At 58.1% G+C, this 22502-nt stretch carries 21 protein-coding genes; 12 read left to right on the top strand and 9 right to left on the bottom strand.

Annotation, left to right across the window (positions count from 1 at the left end):
• Positions 1-53: 53 nt before the first annotated feature.
• The 5 genes from ettA to ACR0LY_RS13845 all read left to right on the top strand — a co-directional run bounded on the left by ettA (position 54) and on the right by ACR0LY_RS13845 (position 4535).
• Complete coding sequence (gene ettA, locus ACR0LY_RS13865; protein ID WP_170350544.1) at positions 54-1721, top strand: energy-dependent translational throttle protein EttA; 1668 nt, start codon at positions 54-56, stop codon at positions 1719-1721.
• Positions 1718-2464 (top strand): hypothetical protein, encoded by a 747-nt coding sequence (locus tag ACR0LY_RS13860; protein WP_170350545.1) that lies wholly within the window; start codon positions 1718-1720, stop codon positions 2462-2464. The genes ettA and ACR0LY_RS13860 overlap by 4 nt, the downstream gene beginning before the upstream one ends.
• A gap of 38 nt (positions 2465-2502) precedes the next feature.
• Positions 2503-3366, top strand: coding sequence for a sulfotransferase family protein (locus ACR0LY_RS13855; protein WP_170350546.1), 864 nt, complete (start codon positions 2503-2505; stop codon positions 3364-3366).
• A 210-nt stretch (positions 3367-3576) separates the two neighbouring features.
• Positions 3577-3783 (top strand): cold-shock protein, encoded by a 207-nt coding sequence (locus tag ACR0LY_RS13850; protein ID WP_170350547.1) that lies wholly within the window; start codon positions 3577-3579, stop codon positions 3781-3783.
• 191 nt (positions 3784-3974) lie between these two features.
• Entirely contained in the window at positions 3975-4535 is a 561-nt protein-coding gene (locus ACR0LY_RS13845) for a L,D-transpeptidase (RefSeq protein ID WP_170350548.1), read from the top strand.
• Here the strand turns inward: ACR0LY_RS13845 and ACR0LY_RS13840 are convergent, their stop codons facing one another.
• The gene (locus ACR0LY_RS13840) at positions 4536-5195 is read right to left on the bottom strand and encodes an arylesterase (protein ID WP_254440241.1); all 660 of its coding nucleotides are present in this window, start codon (positions 5193-5195) and stop codon (positions 4536-4538) included.
• A gap of 26 nt (positions 5196-5221) precedes the next feature.
• On the opposite strand from ACR0LY_RS13840, the gene ACR0LY_RS13835 reads away from it, so the two are divergent.
• On the top strand, positions 5222-5917 hold the full coding sequence (locus tag ACR0LY_RS13835) for an ABC transporter ATP-binding protein (RefSeq protein WP_170350549.1): 696 nt from the start codon (positions 5222-5224) through the stop codon (positions 5915-5917).
• Positions 5914-8442 (top strand): ABC transporter permease, encoded by a 2529-nt coding sequence (locus ACR0LY_RS13830; protein ID WP_170350550.1) that lies wholly within the window; start codon positions 5914-5916, stop codon positions 8440-8442. Before ACR0LY_RS13835 ends, ACR0LY_RS13830 begins: the two co-directional genes overlap by 4 nt.
• A 2-nt stretch (positions 8443-8444) precedes the next feature.
• On the opposite strand, the gene ACR0LY_RS13825 is transcribed toward ACR0LY_RS13830, so the two are convergent.
• Entirely contained in the window at positions 8445-8891 is a 447-nt protein-coding gene (locus ACR0LY_RS13825) for an RrF2 family transcriptional regulator (protein ID WP_170350551.1), read from the bottom strand.
• A 94-nt stretch (positions 8892-8985) separates the two neighbouring features.
• Here ACR0LY_RS13825 and ACR0LY_RS13820 point away from each other — a divergent pair, with 94 nt between their 5' ends.
• Positions 8986-9597, top strand: a complete 612-nt coding sequence (locus ACR0LY_RS13820; protein WP_170350552.1) for a gamma-glutamylcyclotransferase family protein — start codon at positions 8986-8988, stop codon at positions 9595-9597.
• A 26-nt stretch (positions 9598-9623) separates the two neighbouring features.
• On the opposite strand, the gene gltX is transcribed toward ACR0LY_RS13820, so the two are convergent.
• Positions 9624-10949, bottom strand: coding sequence for a glutamate--tRNA ligase (gene gltX, locus ACR0LY_RS13815; protein ID WP_170350553.1), 1326 nt, complete (start codon positions 10947-10949; stop codon positions 9624-9626).
• A 59-nt stretch (positions 10950-11008) separates the two neighbouring features.
• Complete coding sequence (locus ACR0LY_RS13810; protein WP_170350554.1) at positions 11009-11443, bottom strand: DUF1801 domain-containing protein; 435 nt, start codon at positions 11441-11443, stop codon at positions 11009-11011.
• Positions 11444-11559: 116 nt separating this feature from the next.
• On the opposite strand from ACR0LY_RS13810, the gene ACR0LY_RS13805 reads away from it, so the two are divergent.
• Positions 11560-12492, top strand: a complete 933-nt coding sequence (locus ACR0LY_RS13805) for an MBL fold metallo-hydrolase (protein WP_170350555.1) — start codon at positions 11560-11562, stop codon at positions 12490-12492.
• Positions 12493-12495: 3 nt separating this feature from the next.
• Here ACR0LY_RS13805 and ACR0LY_RS13800 read toward each other — a convergent pair whose 3' ends face one another.
• The 3 genes from ACR0LY_RS13800 to ACR0LY_RS13790 all read right to left on the bottom strand — a co-directional run bounded on the left by ACR0LY_RS13800 (position 12496) and on the right by ACR0LY_RS13790 (position 16191).
• Entirely contained in the window at positions 12496-13824 is a 1329-nt protein-coding gene (locus ACR0LY_RS13800) for an NAD(P)/FAD-dependent oxidoreductase (RefSeq protein ID WP_170350556.1), read from the bottom strand.
• A 160-nt stretch (positions 13825-13984) separates the two neighbouring features.
• Complete coding sequence (locus ACR0LY_RS13795) at positions 13985-14218, bottom strand: hypothetical protein (protein WP_170350557.1); 234 nt, start codon at positions 14216-14218, stop codon at positions 13985-13987.
• Positions 14219-14532: 314 nt separating this feature from the next.
• Positions 14533-16191, bottom strand: coding sequence for an NAD+ synthase (locus tag ACR0LY_RS13790; protein WP_170350558.1), 1659 nt, complete (start codon positions 16189-16191; stop codon positions 14533-14535).
• A gap of 146 nt (positions 16192-16337) precedes the next feature.
• Between ACR0LY_RS13790 and ACR0LY_RS13785 the strand changes: the two genes are divergently transcribed.
• Positions 16338-17783: an MORN repeat-containing protein gene (locus tag ACR0LY_RS13785; protein WP_170350559.1), complete on the top strand. Its 1446-nt coding sequence runs from the start codon at positions 16338-16340 to the stop codon at positions 17781-17783.
• Positions 17784-17787: 4 nt separating this feature from the next.
• On the opposite strand, the gene ACR0LY_RS13780 is transcribed toward ACR0LY_RS13785, so the two are convergent.
• Complete coding sequence (locus ACR0LY_RS13780) at positions 17788-18453, bottom strand: SDR family NAD(P)-dependent oxidoreductase (protein WP_170350560.1); 666 nt, start codon at positions 18451-18453, stop codon at positions 17788-17790.
• 291 nt (positions 18454-18744) lie between these two features.
• Here ACR0LY_RS13780 and ACR0LY_RS13775 point away from each other — a divergent pair, with 291 nt between their 5' ends.
• Positions 18745-20313 carry a 2-isopropylmalate synthase gene (locus tag ACR0LY_RS13775; RefSeq protein WP_170350561.1) on the top strand — a complete coding sequence of 523 codons (1569 nt, stop codon included), beginning with the start codon at positions 18745-18747 and terminating at the stop codon, positions 20311-20313.
• Positions 20314-20484: 171 nt separating this feature from the next.
• Here the strand turns inward: ACR0LY_RS13775 and ACR0LY_RS13770 are convergent, their stop codons facing one another.
• On the bottom strand, positions 20485-21270 hold the full coding sequence (locus ACR0LY_RS13770) for a 23S rRNA (adenine(2030)-N(6))-methyltransferase RlmJ (RefSeq protein WP_170350562.1): 786 nt from the start codon (positions 21268-21270) through the stop codon (positions 20485-20487).
• A 154-nt stretch (positions 21271-21424) separates the two neighbouring features.
• Here ACR0LY_RS13770 and ACR0LY_RS13765 point away from each other — a divergent pair, with 154 nt between their 5' ends.
• Positions 21425-22471 carry a rod shape-determining protein gene (locus ACR0LY_RS13765; RefSeq protein WP_008756832.1) on the top strand — a complete coding sequence of 349 codons (1047 nt, stop codon included), beginning with the start codon at positions 21425-21427 and terminating at the stop codon, positions 22469-22471.
• Positions 22472-22502 lie beyond the last annotated feature (31 nt).

The raw sequence follows: 22502 nt of genomic DNA, 5'->3' as shown, positions 1-22502 counted from the left end.
CCGCTTAGATATCTAGCGTTTCAACCCAATTTCCCCGACCCAAAGGACGCGACATGGCCGCCTATCAATATGTCTACCACATGCAGGGTGTCTCAAAGACCTATCCCGGTGGCAAGAAGTGCTTTGAAAACATCCACCTGAGCTTTCTGCCTGGCGTGAAAATCGGTGTTGTCGGCGTCAATGGCGCGGGTAAGTCGACCCTGATGAAGATCATGGCGGGGCTCGATACAGATTTCACCGGCGAGGCATGGGCGGCCGAAGGCGCCAAGGTCGGCTATCTGCCGCAGGAACCGCAGCTGGATGAATCGCTAACCGTCCGCGAAAACGTCATGCTGGGCGTCGCCGCGAAAAAGGCCAAGGTCGATCGCTTCAACGAAATAGCCATCGAGATGGCGGAAAACTATTCCGATGAACTGATGGAAGAAATGACCGCCTTGCAGGACTCTATTGATTCTGAAAACCTGTGGGACCTCGACAGCCAGATCGACGTCTCGATGGAGGCACTGCGCTGCCCGCCGGACGACGCCAACATCGCCAACCTCTCGGGTGGTGAGAAACGCCGCGTGGCGCTCTGCAAACTGCTGCTCGAAGCGCCCGACATGCTGCTGCTCGACGAACCGACCAACCACTTGGACGCCGAGACAATCGCATGGCTGCAACAGCACCTGATCGACTACAAGGGCACCATTCTGATCGTCACCCACGACCGGTACTTTCTGGATGATATCACCGGCTGGATCCTCGAACTCGACCGTGGCCGCGGCATTCCTTACGAAGGCAACTATTCCGCGTGGCTGGAACAAAAGGCCAAACGGTTGGAGCAAGAAGCGCGCGAAGACAAGTCCAAGCAGAAGACCCTGCAGCGCGAGCTGGAATGGATGCGTCAAGGCCAGAAGGCCCGTCAGGCCAAATCCAAGGCCCGGATCAACGCCTATAACGAGCTGGCCGAACAGTCCGAACGCGAAAAGCTCACCCGCGCCCAGATCGTCATACCCAACGGCCAGCGCCTTGGTGGCAAGGTTATCGAGGTAGAAGGCCTGTCGAAACACATGGGCGACAAGCAACTGATCGAAGGTCTGGACTTTGCCCTGCCCCCCGGCGGCATCGTCGGTGTCATCGGCCCCAACGGTGCCGGTAAATCGACCCTGTTCAAGATGCTCACCGGTCAGGAACAGCCCGACAGCGGCACCATCACGCTGGGCGACACGGTTGAATTGTCATACGTCGACCAGTCCCGCGACGACCTGAAAGACAACGACACCGTGTGGGAGGCGATCACCGGCGGTGCCGAGATCATCCAGTTGGGCGACGCGCAGGTCAATTCCCGCGCCTATTGCTCGTCCTTCAACTTCAAGGGCGGCGACCAGCAGAAGAAAGTCTCGCTGCTGTCCGGGGGTGAGCGCAACCGCGTCCACATGGCCCGTCTGTTGAAAGAGGGTGGCAACGTCCTGCTGCTCGACGAACCGACCAACGATCTGGATGTCGAAACCCTGCGCGCGCTGGAAGACGCCCTGGTCGATTTCGCCGGCTGCGCGGTGGTCATCAGCCACGACCGTTTCTTCCTGGACCGTATCTGTACGCATATACTGGCCTTCGAAGGTGATGCCCATGTGGAATGGTTCGAGGGTAACTTCGAAGATTACGAAGAGGACAAGAAGCGTCGTTTGGGACCAGATGCGCTGGAGCCCAAGCGGTTGAAGCACAAAAAGTTTGCGCGATGAACGGTTTCATCGAAGCACGTATAGACAAATGGATGCGCAGCGTACGCAAAAGGCTGGCCCCCCGGCGTTTGAAGCGCATCCCGCAAAACGCGCCGGAAAATTGCGTCATCGTCGCCAGCAATGGCCGGTCAGGTAGCACAATGACCTTTCTGGCCCTTGCGGATTCGCTAAGGGACGTTGATAGGGAAGCTGCGAAAAAATCGAACTTCATCGCCCGGCTGGACGACGCTACATTTCACGCGCCGTGCGTGTACAAGACACACGATTACCCTCAGCCTCTCTCTTCATGGCCCGAGAACACTCGGGTCGTTTTTTGTTTTGGGTCTGCTAAGGATTCCGCGTTTTCCGTCTATTCCGCGCTGGACAGATACGGTGCAGATTGGATCGACCTGCATTTTCATCACCTGCATGCCACCGGTACCTATGACGAACTGTTTCAGCGTGATGTGCTGCAGCAGGCGCGGCAGATCAAGGAATGGGTGACATATGAAGACGTGCCTGTTCTGTGCGTTCACTATGACGCGCTTTGGGAATATCAGGAAACCATCTCGCGCTTTACTGGATTGGACTTCAGGCCCCCTGAACGGCGCGAGCGTGTGCCAAAGGACATTCCGGCAGAACTCAAAGCTGCAGCCGATCTTGTTTACGATCCGATCGACGACGTGATCGAACACCTGCCACGGTGTTTTGTTGCGTCCAAACAATACCGAATGACTGTCGAAGAACTACCGATTTCCAACTGAAGACCGCAGATCAAAGCACCCTGACTGGATGTTCGACGATGCATCACCCAGGTCAGACCAGCTTGGCAATTGGAAAAAAGTGGGTCAGGTTGCAACTGTTGGTCACATCGCAGCCGCAGCAGACGAGTAACAAAAGGACAATATTTGTGAGAGTGCTTTTCTCAAAGGGGCTTGTTTTCATATCCAAGCCACGCTGTGGTTCCACATCAATCCGCAGACATCTGGGCCCTTTTCTTTCAAAGGATGACGGTGATTTTGCTGTCGATGTGGCCAAAACGGTCGAGCATTTTCACCCGCATGATACGGCGCCCTATGTCAAAGCAAAGCTGGCAGAGTTGTACCCGGATCACCCAAAGCTGACCTATTTCATGACCATCCGTAATCCGGTTGATATGCTCTGGTCATATTATCGGTTTTTTCGACCTGATGCTGATTGTCTCTACAACTATCAATCCGATTGGAATGAAAACTCGACAATCGACTTTGAAGAATGGATTCAATTCGGCAAAGTTGGCATGAACCCTGCCTGGCAGGAACTTGCGCCCAAATGGATTTCGACCCAGAATCTTTCCCCGCTCAGCCTAGAAGCACATGCCATCGACCGCGCAGGTGTCAACCACGTCAAAAACGTGTTTCAGCTTGAAAACACTGAGAAACTGAACAGGTGGCTAACCAGCAAGCTGGAAAATCGTAGATTCCCAGCTTTGTCCGAGGCTTGGCGGTCTCGCAGACTTAAGCCACTTTCCAGCGCCAAGAACAAACAAAAGGCGCTTCCACACGTTAATCAATCGGATGGGGTTGGAAAGGCCGCAAGTGATCAACGACCCGTTGTTCTGTCAGACCAAAGTCTGAAGGCGATCCGAACAATGTTTCCTGAGGAAAGCAAGATTTACAAGATTTGACTCGCCCTTAACCGAACGGCCAATTGCCTACTGAAGGATATCGCCTTCAGCACTCTCTTGCCCTGCGCTTGTGCAAATGCCATATCTGACGGGCACACGTTTTTCTATTTCGACCTACTGTCTCCTTCTACGGCGCTCAGTCTATCGATACAGACAACGACGCCGGGCTGCCGCAACACCGTGGGCAGCACTAAACAGGAGACAACGGATATGCCCGCAGGCACCGTAAAATGGTTCAACACCACCAAAGGCTATGGCTTTATCGCACCCGAAGATGGCGGCAAAGACATCTTCGTACACATCTCAGCTGTCGAGCGTTCGGGTCTGACCGGCCTGGCCGACAATCAGAAAGTCACGTACGAGCTGCGCTCGGGTCGTGACGGCCGCGAAAGCGCCGACGACATTCAGTTGGCGTAAGTCAATGAAAGGGCAGAGCATTTCTCTGCCCTTTTCCTTACTGGACGACCACTTTTGCGTTTGACCATCATCCGCAAGTGTGTCCCGGCGAATACATCACAAACAGGTTACTTCTCTCCGGCGATTGACCAGATCGGCTATCATTCCGACATTAGGGTCAAGAATTTTGTGTTTTGTTGAAGAGAGCTGCCATGTTCACGCGCCGTACTTTCCTGACAGCAACTGCTGCCACCAGCCTTTTGCCCGGTGTTGCAATCGCAAAGCAAAAAGCTGTCGAATACGATCCCACGCCGCAATACGTGCGGATCAAGAAAGAGTTTTTGCCGGGTCAGTTGCTTGTCGTTCCCCGGTCCTTCTACCTCTACTACGTTACCGAACCGCGCAAGGCGGTCCGCTATGGGTGCGGGGTGGGTAAAGCGGGGTTGGAATTCACCGGCACCGCCACGATCGACGTCAAGAAGGAGTGGCCGACCTGGCGCCCGACTGATGAGATGATCGAACGCGAACCTGTCACATATGCCAAGTTCAAGGACAATGACTATGTCCAACCCGGTGGAGGCGACAATCCATTGGGGGCGCGGGCGCTGTATTTGTTCCAGAACGGTGTCGATACCTATTTCCGCATTCACGGCACCACGCAGCCGCAAACCATTGGGCGGGCAGCATCCAACGGCTGTATTCGCATGCTGAATTCACATGTGGTCGATCTGTATGAGCGTGTGCCCATCGGCACCGTGGTCACTGTCGTCTGATCACTGCCGGGTGGCGTTCACAAGCTCCAACACGTAAGGACCTAGGTTCTCAACGATCAAGGACACACCTGCGGCATTCGGATGAATGCCATCTGATTGCATGTAGTTGCGGGCGGCGTCCGGATCGCCCCCGGCTGTCAGCCCAGCAAAGAAACTGGGCGCATAACCCGTTTCATACGCTGTCGCCAAGTCGGGATAGATCGCGTCAAACGCTTCTTTGTAGTCCGCCCCATAATTCCCCGGCGCTTGCATGCCGACCAGCAGGATATCGACCTCCGAGCTGTCTGCCACTTTTACAATTACCTCAAGATTACTGCGCGACACTGCCGGATCGATCCCCCGCAGCAGATCATTACCGCCCAGCGCCACGATCATACCATCCACGTCCGGCGTCAAAGTCCAGCCCACGCGCGCGACGCCTCCGGCTGTGGTATCGCCGGATACACCGGCGTTGATCAGGCGCACATCCGCGCCTTGTGCCCTCAACCACCGATCCAACTGCGGTACAAACCCGTCCTCTTCCGGCAACCCATAGCCTTGTGTCAGGGAATCGCCTAAGGCTGCGATTACGACCTGTTCGGCTGTGGCCCCAAAACCGCAGCAAACAAATATCACCGACATCAAAGCCTTGCGCACCATCAGAACCGCTCCATATCCCATTTGACCGCCTTCATTTGGAAAGACCTATGACGACACCTGTTCTTTCGCTCCAAAATGCCGCTTTGTCGCTGGATGGCAATGCCGGGCGGGTCAATATCCTACATGACATATCCCTGACCGTAGCCAAAGGTGAGACACTGGGGCTGGTGGGGCCGTCCGGGTCGGGCAAATCCTCGTTGTTGATGCTGATGGGCGGGCTGGAACTGGCGACGGCGGGCAAGATCACCGCCCTTGGCAACGATCTGACAGAAATGGACGAAGACGCCTTGGCCCGTTTCCGGCGGGACACGATGGGGGTGGTGTTTCAGAACTTCCACCTTATCCCGACCATGACCGCGCTGGAAAACGTGGCCACGCCGCTGGAACTGGCCGGGCACAGGGATGCGTTCGACCGCGCCGAGGCCGAACTGGAAGCGGTCGGCCTGTCCCATCGGCGCGATCATTACCCGGCGCAATTGTCGGGGGGTGAACAACAACGGGTGGCGCTGGCCCGGGCGTCAGCCCCGCGACCGCAGATATTGCTGGCGGATGAACCCACGGGAAATCTGGACGATGCAACTGGTGCCGCCATTGTCGATCTTCTGTTTGGTCTGCGTGACAAACACGGCGCGACACTGGTTCTGGTCACGCACAGCCACAGTCTGGCGCGCAAGTGCGACAGGGTCGTGCGGTTGCGAGACGGAACGATTGCCGAAGACGTTCAGCAGGAAGCCGCGGAATGAGCCTGCGGCTGGCTGGCCGTCTGGCCCGGCGCGAGCTGCGCGGCGGCCTGCGCGGTTTTCGGGTGTTTCTGGCCTGTCTTGCGCTGGGTGTTGCCGCCATCGCCGCCGTTGGATCGGTGCGTCAGGCCATCCAGACGGGACTTGCCCAGGAAGGCGCTGCGCTTCTGGGTGGCGATGCCCAATTGGAATTCACCTACCGCTTCGCCAATGAGGTTGAGCGTGACTGGATGGAACAGACCGCAACGGCTGTGTCTGAAGTGGTCGACTTCCGCTCTATGGCCGTAGTCCAGCAAGGCGAGGAAGCCCAGCGCGCGCTGACCCAGGTGAAATCGGTGGATGCGGCTTATCCGTTGTTGGGCACACCCGTGCTGGACCCTGACCAAACGCTATCCGCCGCTCTGGATGGTGATCAGAACCTGCCCGGAGCGGTCATGGATCCGGTGCTGATGGATCGGTTAGGTCTGTCCGTCGGAGACCGCTTTGCCCTTGGTACGCAAGAGTTTGCCCTGACCGCCGCCCTGATTCACGAGCCGGACGGGGCTGCCGACGGGTTCGGATTGGGGCCGCGTACTTTGGTACGAACCGAAGATTTACAGGCGTCGGGCCTTTTGGCGCCGGGGACGTTGTTTTCCACCAAATACCGGCTGGCTTTGCCACCCGATACTGACCTTGCGGCCTTGTCCACCACAGCACAGCAAAGTTTCGACAGTACCGGTATGCGCTGGACCGATGCCCGCAATGGCGCTCCGGGGATCGCGGAATTCGTCGCCCGTCTCAGCGCCTTTCTGGTTCTTGTGGGACTGTCGGGTTTGGCGGTTGGCGGTATTGGCGTCTCTGCCGCCGTCCGGGCCTATCTGAGGCAAAAGACCGAAACCATTGCCACGCTGCGCACTTTAGGGGCGGATCGCGCGACGATTTTGCAAATCTACATGATCCAGATCGGTGTATTGTCCGGTATTGGCATCCTTATAGGCATAACTTTGGGTGGGCTACTTCCCCTGCTACTGGCCCCGCTGATCGAAAGCCAATTACCTGTCCCGGCGGTCTTCTCGCTTTATACGCGTCCGCTGGTCGAGGCCGCGCTATACGGAGTTCTGACAGCCTTCCTGTTCACCCTCTGGCCCCTGGCCCGCACCGAAGAAGTGCGTGCCGCGACCCTGTTCCGCGATGCGTTGTCTTCGGCCCGCGCCCTCCCGCGCCCGGTATTCATCCTGGCGACCGGCATCGGGCTGGTCCTGCTGGTCGCATCAGCATCCTGGTTCAGCGGTTCGGCACGTCTGACACTCTGGACCAGCGGAGGGCTGGTCGGCGCGCTGCTTGTGCTGTCTCTGTCGGCTTTGGCAATCCGCAAGTTTGCCCGTTTCGGTGCCAAACCAGCACGTGGTCGCCCGGCCCTGCGATGGGCCTTATCGGCCATCTCGGACCCGCGCGAAGGGGCTGCGTCGGTCGTGCTGTCCTTGGGGCTGGGGCTTTCGGTACTGGCCGCCGTTGGCCAGATTGACGGAACCCTGCGCAATGCAATCGCAGGCAATTTGCCGGACGTGGCGCCATCCTATTTCTTCGTCGACATTCAAAAAGACCAGATGCCCGGTTTTACCGAACGGCTGAACGCTGACCCGGCTGTCACCCGTGTTGAAAGCGCACCAATGCTGCGGGGGATCATCACCCAGATCAACGGACGCCCTGCCCGTGAGGTAGCTGGCGACCACTGGGTTCTAGACGGTGATCGGGGTGTGACCTATTCCGCCGCTCGGCCACAAAACACCCGCGTCACGGCAGGCGAATGGTGGCCGGACGATTATTCCGGTTCACCGCAGGTCAGTTTCGCGGCAGAAGAGGCCGAGGAAATGGGCCTGTCCCTAGGCGACGAGTTGACCGTAAATATCCTTGGCCGGGACATCACTGCCGAAATCACCTCACTACGCGAGGTCGATTTTTCAACCGCCGGCATCGGCTTTATCATGTCGATGAACCCTTCGGCGCTGGCCGGAGCCCCACACAGCTTTATCGCCACCGTCTATGCCGAAGAACAGGCCGAGGCTGCCATTCTGCGCGACCTGGCCGGGCAATATCCGAACATCACAGCGATCCGGGTGCGGGACGCGATTGATCGTGTCTCAGGCCTGCTGGCCGGGCTGGCGGCGGCGACCTCCTATGGAGCGGGTGTGTCTTTGCTGACCGGTTTCTTGGTCCTGATCGGGGCCGCCGCAGCAGGCGAAACCGCGCGCCGCTGCGAATCTGCGATCCTCAAGACATTGGGCGCAGACCGGCGGCGCATCTTGCTCAGCTTTGCGCTGCGTTCGATCTTGCTGGGCGCGGCCGCCGGATGTGTCGCCCTGCTGACCGGGATATTAGGGGGTTGGGCTGTGGCCACATACATCTTTGACACCGGGTTCACGGTCATCTGGAGTTCAGCCCTGGGTATCGTGCTGGCTGGAATCCTTGTGACACTGGGCGCAGGTCTGGTCTTTGCCCTGCGCCCACTGGCGGTACGCCCGGCCAGCATTCTGCGCGCCGCTGACTAGGATCAGCGCACGCAGGCCACCGGTTGCAGGATTTGCAACAGCTGTTCGTTGTCACAGACCAGCGCATCCAGCGTGATCTCGTCCAGCGAGGCATAGAAAACCTCGGCAGCGTCGCTAAGCGCCACCCGCAACCGACACGCATCGGTCAGTGGACAAGTATTGTCGGCATCGGCAAAACACTCGGCGATCGGTAAAGCGCCCTCGACATGGCGAAAAACCGACCCGACGCGAATTTCGTCAGCTGGGCGCGCCAGAGACATACCGCCATTGCGACCGCGCTGGGTGCTCAGGTAATTTAGCTGGCTCAATTGATTGATCACCTGTGCCAGATGGTTTTCCGAGATATTGCACACATCCGCAATCTCGGCCTTTGTCACCAATCGATCCTGATGCGCCGCACAATACATCAAAAGGCGCACTGCTATGTTTGTCCGTTTGGTAATCCGCATGTTGGCCTCCCAAATTTCAAGGTGGGACCTTATTGCATGTCTGGCAAAAAAGCGGTTTGACATACATCAATCGCTTAGAAGGACATGTAGGCGCATGGCGGACCCTTATTTCTTTGGCTATGGCAGCCTTGTGAACCTTTCGACCCATGATTTCCCCGATCCGCACCCGGCCCGGTTAAAGGGATGGCGGCGCGCCTGGCGCCATACCGATCTGCGCCCGGTGGCCTTTCTGACAGCAGTGCCGGACCCGGATTGTGAGATTGAGGGGATGATAGCTCATGTGCCGAAAAACGACTGGGCGGCGCTGGATGAACGGGAATGGGCTTATGATCGGGTGCCTGCCACGCAGGCGGTGACACACCCCCTGACCCATGACGTTGAAATTGCCGTCTATGCGGTGCCGCATGACCGTCATACCGCACCCAGCAACCACCACCCGCTGCTGCTAAGTTATATTGACGTGGTTGTGCAGGGTTATCTGCGTGCCTTCGGACCCGATGGAGTGGATCGGTTTTTTGCAACCACCGATGGTTGGGACGCGCCAATCCTGAATGATCGCGCAGAACCTCGGTATCCGCGCCATCAGCAACTAAAACCGGCAGAGACCGAATTGGTGGATGATCGTTTGCAACAGGTTTCGGCACAAGTGCTGCAGACCGGCCAACAAAAAAAGGCAGGCGGTTTGCCTGCCTCATTCGTGTTCTAGGCTGATTAATACCGGATCAGGTACATTCATCCGCGCGCGCGGATCACCTGCAGCAACGGCAGCAAGGTCGCCATTTCCGGGCCCCGCTCCATGCCGGTCAGCGCCTTGCGCAGCGGCATGAAAAGGCCCTTGCCCTTGCGGCCGGTGGCCTCTTTCACCGCTTTGGTCCATGCGCCCCATGTTTCACCATCGAAAGGCCCTTCGGGTAGCAGCGCAACGGCTTCGGCGATAAACTCACGGTCCTCATCCGCGATCAAGGGTTCAGCCCCGTCGCGGCACAGCTCCCACCAGCCTTTCAGATCGGCTAGGGTGGTGATGTTTTCGCGCGCCATCGACCAAAACGGCTCGGCCAAGTCGGCTGGAACGCCTGCGTCGGCAACGGCGTCGGCCACATCGGCCAGCGGCAGCGATTGCAGGTGCTTCGCCGTCAGCGGGAACAGGTCCTGCACGTCGAACTTGGTTGGTGCAGCCCCGAAGCGGTTTACATCGAATCCTTCGATCAGTTCAGCCATGTCCGAACGCAACTCAACCGGATCGGACGAGCCCAAACGCGCCATCAGGCTCAGCAGAGCCATTGGTTGCACTCCCTGTTCACGCAGATCGCGCAGGGCCAGCGTGCCCAGACGCTTGGACAAAGCTTCACCCTGCGGGCCGGTCAGCAGCGAGTGGTGTGCAAAGCGCGGGCAAGTGCCGCCCAGTGCCTCGATGATCTGAATCTGCGTCGCAGTGTTGGTCACGTGGTCCGAGCCGCGCACAACGTCAGTAACGCCCATTTCGGTGTCATCCACCACTGACGCGATCGTATACAATACCTGACCGTCCCCCCGGATCAGCACCGGGTCAGACACCGAGGCCGCATCGATTGAGATGTCGCCCAGAATGCCATCGGTCCATTCGATCCGCTCATGATCCAGCTTGAACCGCCAGACACCATTACCACGCTCAGCCCGCAACGCGTCTTTCTCAGCCTCAGAAAGGTTCAGCGCGGCGCGGTCATAAACTGGCGGCTTGCCCATGTTCAGCTGTTTCTTGCGCTTCAGGTCCAGCTCGGTCGGCGTTTCAAACGCCTCATAAAACCGTCCCATCTCACGCAGTTTGTCCGCAGCTTCGGCATAACGGTCCAGCCGTTCGGACTGGCGCTCGACCCGGTCCCAATGCAGACCCAACCATTCCAGATCCTGCTTGATCGCATCGACATATTCTTCTTTCGAACGCTCGGGATCGGTGTCGTCGATACGTAGGATAAACGTACCGCCTGCCTTACGGGCGATCAGATAGTTCATCAAGGCGGTGCGCAGGTTGCCCACATGGATATAACCGGTGGGCGACGGGGCAAAACGGGTGGTGGTCATGGAGTTCTCCTGTTGGCGCGGCTCATGTCACAAAGGCGCGTTTTTGTCCAGCAGGGGTTTCAGGTCGGCTGTACCGGCCAGTGCCGATCAAGGTCCTTCAACCCGGCGCGGATCAGCTCGGAGAGCACATCCAGATCAATATCCGCCAGCTTGTTCACATAAAGGCAGGATTTGCCCAGTTTGTGTTTGCCCAGGCGCGTCAGGATATCCCCGAAATCCGCATAACCGGGCATGATATAGATCGACAGTGCAGATTTACGTGGGGAAAACCCGGTGGCCAGAAAATCACCCTCGCGCCCGGATTTATATCGGTAATGGTATCGCCCGTACCCGATCATCGACGGCCCCCACATAACAGGTGCAAATCCCGTCGCGTTGCGGAATACTGCATCCAGTACCCGTGCCTCCTCGGCTTTTCGCGTTGGCTGTACCGCCGAAAGGAAACTCTCAACGCTTTGCCCTGTGGGGACGGTTTTGTTTACAGATCGCGCCATGAACAAAATTTAACACGTAATGTTCAACCACACAGCCCATGTCTTGGGTGTATAGAGTGGCAAGTGACCCTCTCCGCCCTACCTAACATCCTGATATTCTGACAGGGAGATCGAAAATGACCATCAAATTGACTCGCCGCGCGGCCCTAGGAGCCGCAGCAGCATTGCCATTCGCATCCGCCGCCGCCCCAGTTTTGGCCGCCGGGACCGAGGCCAAGGCCAATTCAACCATCGCCAAATCCTTTAAGTTGGGCGACTTCACCGTCACCACATTGTTGGACGGTAGCCTGCCCCGTGACGGCGCCAAGGATATCTTTGGCGGCGGCGCTTCGGACGAGGATTTCGCCAAGGTCTCAGCCGACAACTTCATCTCGCCCGAGGTGGCGCAGTTCTTTTTTACACCAACACTGGTCAATACCGGGTCTGAGCTGGTTCTGTTCGACACTGGCCTAGGTCAGGGCGGCATTCAGGCCGCGCTGGCGGATGCGGGCGTGACGCCAGATCAGATCAATACCGTTGTGATCACCCATATGCATCCCGACCATATCGGCGGCATGACCACGAACGACGCGCCGACCTTCCCGAATGCGCGCTATGTCACTGCATCGCCTGAGTATGATTTCTGGGCCGCGCAAGACGCAGGCAACCGCGTTGGCGATCTGGTCGCAGCCAAAGTGACACCGCTGGCCGAAAAGATGACCTTTGTCGAAGACGGGGGCGAGGTCGCGTCGGGCATCACCGCAGTCGCAGCCTATGGGCATACTCCGGGTCACACGGTTTACCACTTGGAAAGCAACGGGCAACGTCTGGTGCTGACCGCTGATTTGGCCAATCACTATGTCTGGTCTTTTGCCCACCCGGAATGGGAGGTGCGCTTTGACATGGACAAGGCGGCAGCCACTGCATCCCGGCGCAATGTGCTGGGCATGCTGGCCGCCGACAAGGTGCCTATGATCGGCTATCACATGCCGTTCCCGGCGGCTGGCTTTGTCGAAACGCGCGGTGACGGGTTCCGCTTTGTCCCGGTCAGCTATCAGATGATGGGCTAAGCCCTAGTATCCAGGGTCCGGCCGCACTACTGAGCCATCCGTGAAACGGGACAGGCGAAAAGCGGCCGGATCGACGCAAGGCGTGGTTTCGGCGACCAGGTCAGCCATCAGACGACCTGCTGCGGGGCCAATACCAAACCCGTGACCGGAAAAACCGGTTGCAATATACATTCCCGCCATCTCATCCACCCCCGAGATTACCGGCACCGCATCCGGTGTTACATCGATCATCCCCGCCCAGCTTTGTACAATCTCGGCCTGTTCAAGCGCCGGAAACGCATTGCGTGCTTTGGCCCATGCCTTGCGCAACACTTTTGACGACGGCTCGGGGTCCAGCACACGGCATTTTTCGAATGGCGTCACATCGGTTGGCAGCCAGGTCTGATCCTGCTGCGCCTCGGTGCGCCAGCGGCCCGACAATCGAAAGCGCAAAGACCGCCATTCCTGTTTAAAGGCAGGTAGGAACTGTCGACCCAGACGAAAGCTATCGGGCACGATATCAACCGTATTCTCACGACCGGACGCGATGCTATAGCCGCCATCGGCACGCTTTCGCATTGCGAATTCATCCGCCCAAAGCGCTGTTTCAGGACCCTCGACAGGTGACGTGCGCAAAACCGTGTTCAGTACCTTCAGTTGCGGCAGATCAATCCCGGCATTCCCGGCAAACAGACGTGACCACGCACCACCGGCCAGAACCACATAGTTACATGCCACCCGACCACGCTCGGTGAACACACCAGAAACGCGGCCATCCCTAAGATCGACACTGCGCACTGCGCAATTGGTCATCAGCACCGCCCCACGGTCCCGCGCCGCCTCGGCGATGGCGGGTGCGGCCCATTGCGGCTCGGCCCGACCGTCCTGCGGCATAAAAAGGGCGCAATCAAAATCCGCTGCAGTATCAGGCAGCATCGCGTCCAACTCACCCCCGGCCACCAATCTGGCACCGGTTTGCAACCCGTCGACATGGCGTAGCCAGCGTTCCAGATTTCCGCTGCTGCGTTTGCCCGAGGCGCCAAACAGGATGCCTGCACGGGTATAACCTGTCTTGCGGCCGGTCCGCTGATCCAGCCCTTGCCAAAGGTGCAGCGCCTCGACCATCAACGGGATTTCCCGCGGGTCGCGCATACCCAGACGCACCCATCCCCAGTTGCGCGAGCTTTGCTCGCCCGCGATCTGCCCCTTTTCACACAGCAGCACCGAAGCACCGCGTTCAGACAGTTCCAACGCGGTGGACGCGCCGATTATGCCGCTGCCAATGACAACCACATCCACGGTTTTGGGCAAGTGCAAATCAGGTTCGACGGGGGTTGGCTTGGGGCCGGGCATCAACCGCTCTTATTTCATGGCTCGAACCGCCATGAAGGCCCAGAGCGAGCGCGCAGGCAACGTGCCTTGTGCCGCAGGGGTGATGATTTTCAAAAGTTGTGGCGAACACGCCAATAGGCGCGAGAAAACACGCGCCATTCCGTCCGTATTCACCTAGAAATTAAGCCGCGCCGCGCAACTCTGCCAATTTCTGGCGCAGGGTCGCCCCCAACCCGCTGTCTTTCGTCTCGACCTCTTCATCCATCTCGGCCTGTTGAGGCAGTTCAGGAAAGACGGCCGGCGCTTTTGTGGATTTCACCTCAGGCTCGGGGTCTTCGGGCTCATCCTCGCGAAGAAGATCCGCGATGGCAGAATCCAACTTAGCTTCGTCCAGAACCCGCGCCTCGGACTCCATTGATTTGTACCTCAACGGCGGGTGAAGCGGTTTGTCATATCCCTCATACATAATAACACCAAATCGTTAACTCAGACATCCAATACCAAGTGCGCCACAATTCGATACTTTCGAAATAAGGTCACACCGCCCCAGATGGGGCGTGAATTAAGCTAAAATGTGGCAAAAAAAAGTCTCAATTTCAAGCCATCCATTCCAAGAGAGGCTGGAAAATTAGAGTGTTATCGGAAAATTTGAAACAATGCTCACCTCTCTGGGCAAACTAGCCTAGCGAAGGAGACAATCATTTTTTCCTTAATTGGTTCCAGAGCAGTTCAGCCTTTGTCCCGCCAGCGATTCACAATCGGATAGCGGCGATCCAGCCAGAAAGCCCGATGTGTCAACCGAGTTCCGGGGGCGGACTGAAAGCGTTTGTATTCGCTGATATAGATCAGATGCTCGACCCGCCGCGCATCAGCCTCGTCAAATCCGGCAGCGACACAATCGGCGATCGAGCCCTCACGATCGACCAGAATATCCAGAATGGCATCCAAAACCGGATAGTCGGGCAGGCTGTCGCTGTCCTTTTGGTCCTCACGCAGCTCGGCACTGGGCGGTTTGTCGATGACCGAAGGGCGGATCACCACACCTGCGGGCCCCATCATCCAGTCGCGGTGGTTTGCATTGCGCCAGCGGCAGGTCTCGAACACACGGGTTTTGTACAAATCCTTGATCGGGTTATAGCCGCCGTTCATGTCGCCGTAGATGGTGGCATATCCCACCGCGACCTCGGATTTGTTGCCTGTGGTCAAAAGCATCTCACCAAACTTGTTCGAGATCGCCATCAACAGCAATCCGCGCAAGCGGGATTGGATGTTCTCTTCGGTCAAATCCGCATCACGCCCAGTAAACAGCGGGGCCAAGGTCTCGGTCACGGCTGCCCTGCTGTCCGAGATCGGCACATAGTCATAGTGAACGCCCATCGCCTTGGCGACGGCTTCGGCATCGTCCAATGACGCCTGACTGGTGTATTCCGAAGGCAGCATCACACAGCGAACATTCTCAGCGCCAATGGCATCCACTGCGATAGCCGCGACCAAGGCAGAATCAACGCCGCCCGACAAACCCAGCAGCGCTTTTTTGAACCCGGTCTTGCCCATATAGTCGCGCAAGGATTGCACCATGGTGCGATAGTCCTGCTCCCATTCGTCGGGCTGCGGCACGATTTCTGCGGGCACGATGCGCCAGCCATCATCGCCACGCTCCAGATCGATCTGCGTCACGGCCTCGTCAAAGACAGGCATCCGAAACGCCAGCTCTCCGCCCGGGTTCAGGCCAAACGTGGCCCCGTCGAATACCTGATCGTCCTGACCGCCAACCATGTTCAGATAGATCAGCGGCAGGCCAGTCTCGACCACGCGGGCCACCATATGGTTCAGGCGCACGTCGTATTTGTTGCGGAAATACGGCGAACCATTGGGGATCAGCAGAAACTCGGCCCCGGTTTCCTCAAGCGTTTCGGCCACGTCCGGATGCCAGCTGTCTTCGCAGATCGGGCTGCCGATGCGGGTGTTGCCAACCGCATAAGGCCCGCCCAAAGGCCCGGCATCGTACAGGCGCACTTCGTCGAACACGGTTTCATTGGGCAAATGATGTTTCAACGACTTGCTGCTGATCCGCCCGTTCTTGAGGATCAGGTACGCATTGAAAAGATTGCCATCTTCTGCCCAAGGTCCGCCAATCGCCACCGCAGGGCCATCGGCGCATTGTTTGGCCAGATCCACGACCGCCGCCATCGCCGCCCGGTGGAACGCAGGCTTCATCACCAGGTCCTGCGTGTTGTAGCCGGTGATGAACATCTCGGGGAACGCCACCAGATCGGCCCCGGCCTCGCGCCCCTGCTTCCACGCGGCCAACGCCTTGGCAGCGTTACCGTCGATATCCCCCACAGTGGGATTGAGTTGCGCCAGAGTGATACGGAAACGGTCGGCCATTGTGCCCTCTTGCCCTCGTCAGTCTTACAGCCATTTAGCAGATCATTGCGCAAGTAAAAGGCAAATGCGGCAAAACCCGTTGCTCTGCCCCCACCGGTACCTTAGTTTTGCGCAAAAGGATGAACACTGGGCAGGCAGGACAGATTATGAACGCTTTTCGCATTTCCATTGCCGCATCAGCAATCGCTCTGATCGCTGCTGGCGCCGCCGCGCAGAACGGTCAGGTAATCACCACGGACGATGAAGTTGGCGGCGTCTATGAAGGCACGTTCGAAAACGGCCTGCGCCACGGGACCGGCACGTATCGCCTGCCTAACGGGTTCGAATATAGCGGCGAATGGGCCGAGGGTGAGATTCAGGGCAAAGGGATTGCCCGTTATGTCAACGGCTCGATCTACGAAGGCATGTTTGTCAAAGGGCAACCCGAAGGGCGCGGCAAGATCATCTATGCCGACGGCGGCAGCTATGACGGTGAATGGGCCGACGGGTCGCTCAATGGCGCTGGCATCGCTATCTATGCCAATGGCGCGCGCTACGAGGGCAATTTCAAAAACGCGCGTTATCACGGCAAGGGCGTGATGACGGACCCCAGCGGCTTTAGCTATGACGGGGACTGGGTTGATGGTGTCAAACAGGGCAGTGGCAAGATTACCTATGCCGAAGGCGGTATCTACGAGGGCGAAATCAAGGATGGTCAGCGCCACGGTCAAGGCAGCCTGACCCTGCCCGACGGGATGACTTACGTCGGCGATTGGGTCGAAGACCGCATAACAGGCTCCGGGCGCATGACCCTTGTCAACGGTGACGTCTACGAAGGCGAACTGATCGAGGGTCGGCGGCAAGGCAAGGGCAAGATGATTTATGCCAATGGCGACGTCTACGAAGGCGACTATGCCAACGATCTGCGCCATGGTCAGGGGGCCTATACCGGCACTGACGGATTTGCATACACAGGCGAATGGACCGACGGGCTGCTTGAGGGTTTAGGTGAGATGACTTATCCGGATGGCTCGGTCCATGTCGGCGATTTCAAGGCTGATTTGGCCGAGGGCAAGGGCCTGATCACCTACCCCGACGGCTCGACCTATGATGGCGATTGGATCGCTGGTGTGATTGAAGGTCAGGGTATTTCCACCTATCCCAACGGCACGGTCTACAAAGGACAGTTCAAAAACGCCAAACCGAGTGGCAAGGGCATTCTGACTTCTGCTGACGGGTCCAGCTATGACGGGGATTGGGCCGATGGTCTGCGTCAGGGCAAGGGCTTGTCCACGTATCCCGATGGCACCACCTATTCCGGCGAGTTCAACGCAGGCAAACGCCACGGGCAAGGTGAAATCGTCATGGCCAACGGGTTCAGCTATTCTGGCCAATGGACCGAAGGCAAGATCACCGGTGACGGGATCGCCACATACCCAAGCGGTGATGTTTACGAGGGCAGCTTTGTCGACGCCAAACGGCACGGCAACGGCACAGTGCGCTATGCCAACGGCGAAGAGGAAACCGGCGTTTGGGAAAACGGTGCATTGGCGACATCGAACAGCACAACCCCTGAGACGGATACAGCAGACACCACCGATTCGGACGGCTGAACCATCACCACGGCACGGGGTCTCCGGCCCAATCGAAAAACCCTCCGGTTTCGGCTGGGGTTAAATGCGCCATCACGGTCAACAGGTTCTCGGCGGCTTCATCCGGTGCAACAGCGGGATGACGTCCCAGGTATTTTCGGGTGAATTCAGTTTTCACGGTGCCGGGATGCAGGGCAACGCAGATCGCTTGCTGGTGGGTACGATGCAGTTCGATCGCCCCCGTATGTACGATCTGGTTCACCGCGGCTTTTGCTGCGCGATAGCTGACCCAACCGCCCAGCCTATTGTCCCCGATGGACCCGACGCGTGCCGATAGCACAGCAAAAATCGCCCGGCGATCCCGCGGAAGCAGGCGTGATGCATGGCCCAGAATCAGCGCAGGTCCGACAGCGTTCAATGCAAACTGGTCCATCATTGTCTGTGCTGTGACCGCACGCATTGTCTTTTCCGGGGCCGCCCCGTTGATTTCTAACGCGCCCGAGGCGACGAGGATCAAATCGAAGGGGCCGGACAACTTGCCCAATACGCTCTCAATACCGGCGGGATCGGTTAAATCAAATCCGTCCGTAGAACGCGACAAGGTGGTCACCGCCACGCCCTGCCCCCTTAGGCGGTGACATATCGCCTGACCGATTCCTCCTGACGCGCCTATGATCAACGCTGTTTTCATCACTAACCACCTAGACGTCCTGTTACGCGGATCAATACGCCACTCTTGAAAGAAACCCCTGCAACAGCAGTTAAGGCGCAAATGGGTCTTTTCATTCTGGGCGGGCTCTGTATAAATTCCGGCCCATGATCAACCGCGCAGATATCCCTTTTGCCGACACCGCCCTGCGCGGTGCGTTTCTGCGTGGCCTACTGATCCTAATCCGCCTCTGAGCGTGCCATCCGGCGCGCCCGCTCAGAGGAGGACGCCCGCGCGCCATAGGCTTTAGGACAGAAGAAGAAAGAGAATCCCATGACCAACGTGACCGACCAAGACCGCGTCTTGATCTTTGACACCACTTTGCGCGACGGCGAGCAAAGCCCCGGCGCAACCATGACCCATGACGAAAAGCTGGAAATCGCAGAACTGCTGGATGAAATGGGCGTCGACATCATCGAGGCCGGTTTCCCCATCGCGTCCGAGGGCGATTTCAAAGCGGTTTCCGAGATCGCCGAGCGATCCAAAAACAGCCGCATCTGCGGCCTGGCGCGTGCCAATTTCGCGGATATCGACCGCTGTTGGGAAGCCGTCAAGCACGCCGGAAAGAACCGAATTCACACGTTTATCGGCACCTCACCACTGCACCGCGCCATTCCGAACCTGACACAGGACGAAATGGCCGAGAAAATCCACGAGACTGTCAGCCACGCTCGCAACCTGTGTGAAAACGTGCAATGGTCGCCGATGGATGCAACGCGGACCGAGTGGGACTATCTGTGCCGCGTGATCGAGATTGCGATCAAGGCCGGCGCCACGACGATCAACATCCCAGACACTGTGGGCTATACGGCCCCGATGGAATCGGCTGACCTGATCAAGCGCCTGATCGAGACGGTGCCGGGTGCAGATGAGGTGGTATTTGCCACCCACTGCCACAACGATCTTGGCATGGCGACGGCGAACTCGCTGGCCGCTGTCGCGGGCGGGGCACGTCAGATTGAATGCACGATCAATGGCCTTGGCGAACGCGCAGGCAATACGGCGTTGGAAGAGGTCGTCATGGCGCTGCGCACCCGCAACGACATTATGCCGTGGAACACCGGCATTGATACGACCAAGATCATGCATATCTCTCGCCGCGTTGCGACGGTGTCGGGCTTCAACGTGCAGTTCAACAAGGCCATCGTTGGCAAGAACGCCTTTGCCCATGAAAGTGGTATCCACCAGGATGGCATGCTGAAGAACCGCGAAAACTTTGAGATCATGCGCCCCGAAGATATCGGCCTCTCGGGCACGTCCTTGCCTTTGGGAAAACACTCGGGCCGTGCGGCGTTGCGCGACAAGCTGGAAACGCTGGGCTATGAGGTTGGTGACAACCAGCTCAAGGATATCTTCGTGCGGTTCAAGGATTTGGCTGACCGCAAGAAAGAGGTGTTTGACGACGATCTTATTGCACTGATGACGCTGGACGATGAAGACGATCATCTGCAATTGGTGTCGATGAAAGTGACCTGCGGAACCGGCGGGCAAGCGGAGTCGACGGTTGAGTTGGAAGTGGACGGCAAAGACATCATCGCAACCGAACACGGCGACGGTCCGGTGGATGCGACCTTCAAGGCTATCCGCGCGATCTTTCCGAACAAAGCCCATCTTCAGCTGTATCAAGTGCATGCAGTAACCGCGGGCACTGATGCCCAGGCCACGGTGTCAGTCCGTCTGGAAGAAGACGGCATGATTGCAACGGGTCAATCGGCCAACACGGATACGGTTGTGGCTTCGGCCAAAGCCTATCTTCACGCCTTGAACCGCCTGATCGTACGCCGTGAAAAAACCGGCCCCGGTGCCGACGCGCGCGAGATCAGCTACAAAGATCTGACCTAGAGACAAAGGTCAAAGGCTCCCGCACCCGCGGCGGCCCGGCTTCGCCGAACCTTCTTGGGTTTTGGGCCCGGCAGCGCGCCAAAGGCGCGCTGCCGGGCCCAACTCGGTTGGCTGCATCTTTGCTGCGGGCAAGCGAGGCGGGAGCATTCTGGAATTGACTGTAGACTGTGTTCAGAGCGCCTTGAACAACTTGGTCAACCGGGCGGCTTCGTTTTCCAGACCGAATGGTGCATTGACGATAAACATACCTGAACCGACCATGCGGTGCCCTTCTCGCACCGGGTCAAACCGAACCTCGTGGCAAAACGCCTTAGGTAGATTCTGCGCCTTCAGCGCCGAAACCATGGCCCGGTGACGGTCATCCGTTAGAAGCGGATACCACAGGGCAATGACGCCAACATTCCACTTGCGATGCAGTTTGGCGATGATGCCGGGCAGACGATCATATTCCGATTTCACCTCGTAGCTTGGGTCGATCAGCAACATCCCTCGCCGCGGCGTCGGCGGCAGCAGGGATTGCGCCAGTTCGTACCCGTCCTGTTGGTACACTTTGGCTCCATAGGGTGACATCGCCATAGCCAAAGCCGCGTGTTCCTGCGGGTGTAGCTCCGCAAAGTGCAAACTGTCCTGATCGCGCAGCAAACTGGCCGCGATCATCGGAGAACCGGGATAGGCCACGCTCCCCTGTCGCTGCTGAACCGCCGCAATTGCCCGGCTCAGTGGATGATCCGCATCGAACCAGTCGGCCTTTTGGGCTCGCCCGATTCCCGCCGCCGCCTCGCCCGTGCGCAGTGCCTCAACCGCATCCAGCTTATACAGCCCCCGTCCAGAGTGGGTTTCAAGGTATGTCAGCGGCTTGTCTTTGCGGGTCAAATAATTCAGCACCCATGCCAATAATGCGTGCTTTTGCACATCAGCCAGATTCCCGGCGTGGTAAATGTGTTGATAAGAGAGCATATTGCCTTCTAAAGTCCCTCTCAATAAGGCGGAAAGGTGCTGATTGTCGCGGAATCAGCCCTTTAACCGGGCGTATTGGCACCCTATAAGTCATCCGTCCCGGAACCGTCGAGTCGCGGGCAGTAGAAAACCGACATACAGGATCAGGGGAATCATGGGGATCTTTGGCAATCTAGGCGGCCTGTTCACAGCGGACATGGCCATCGACCTTGGGACAGCGAACACGCTGGTTTATGTCAAAGGACGCGGCGTGATCCTATCGGAACCGTCCGTTGTCGCCTACCACGTGAAAGACGGTGTGAAAAAAGTGCTGGCCGTGGGCGAGGATGCCAAGCTGATGTTGGGCCGGACGCCGGGTTCGATTGAAGCCATCCGCCCGATGCGTGAAGGCGTCATTGCCGATTTCGACACCGCCGAAGAGATGATCAAACATTTCATCCGCAAGGTGCATAAGCGCTCGACCTTTTCGAAACCCAAAATCATCGTCTGCGTTCCACACGGCGCAACTCCGGTTGAAAAGCGTGCGATCCGTCAGTCGGTTCTGTCCGCAGGTGCGCGTCGCGCCGGATTGATTGCGGAACCTATTGCTGCCGCGATCGGTGCTGGCATGCCAATTACTGACCCGACCGGCAACATGGTCGTTGATATCGGCGGCGGTACCACCGAGGTGGCCGTTCTGTCGCTGGGCGACATCGTCTATGCCCGTTCAGTCCGTGTGGGCGGAGACCGGATGGATGAAGCCATCATCTCGTATCTGCGCCGCCAGCAGAACCTGCTGGTGGGTGAATCGACCGCCGAGCGGATCAAGACCACCATTGGCACCGCCCGTATGCCCGATGACGGCCGCGGTCAGTCGATGCATATCCGTGGCCGCGACCTGCTGAACGGCGTGCCGAAGGAAATCGAAATCAGCCAGGCGCAAGTGGCCGAGGCATTGTCGGAGCCAGTTCAGGCGATCTGCGAAGCCGTCATGACCGCGCTGGAAACCACTCCGCCCGATCTGGCTGCGGACATCGTGGACCGAGGCGTCATGCTGACCGGAGGTGGCGCGCTGCTGGGCGATCTGGATCTGGCCCTGCGCGAACAAACCGGGCTGGCCGTGTCGATTGCAGATGAAAGCCTGAATTGTGTGGCTTTGGGCACCGGCAAGGCGTTGGAATATGAAAAACAGCTGCGCCACGCGATTGACTACGAAAGCTAAGGCGCGCACCCTTTAAGGGACAACACTCGGG

The organism is Ruegeria sp. BC5, assembly GCF_056539205.1.
The sequence above is the reverse complement of the archived record's forward strand: the minus strand, read 5'-3'. Positions and strand labels throughout refer to the sequence as shown.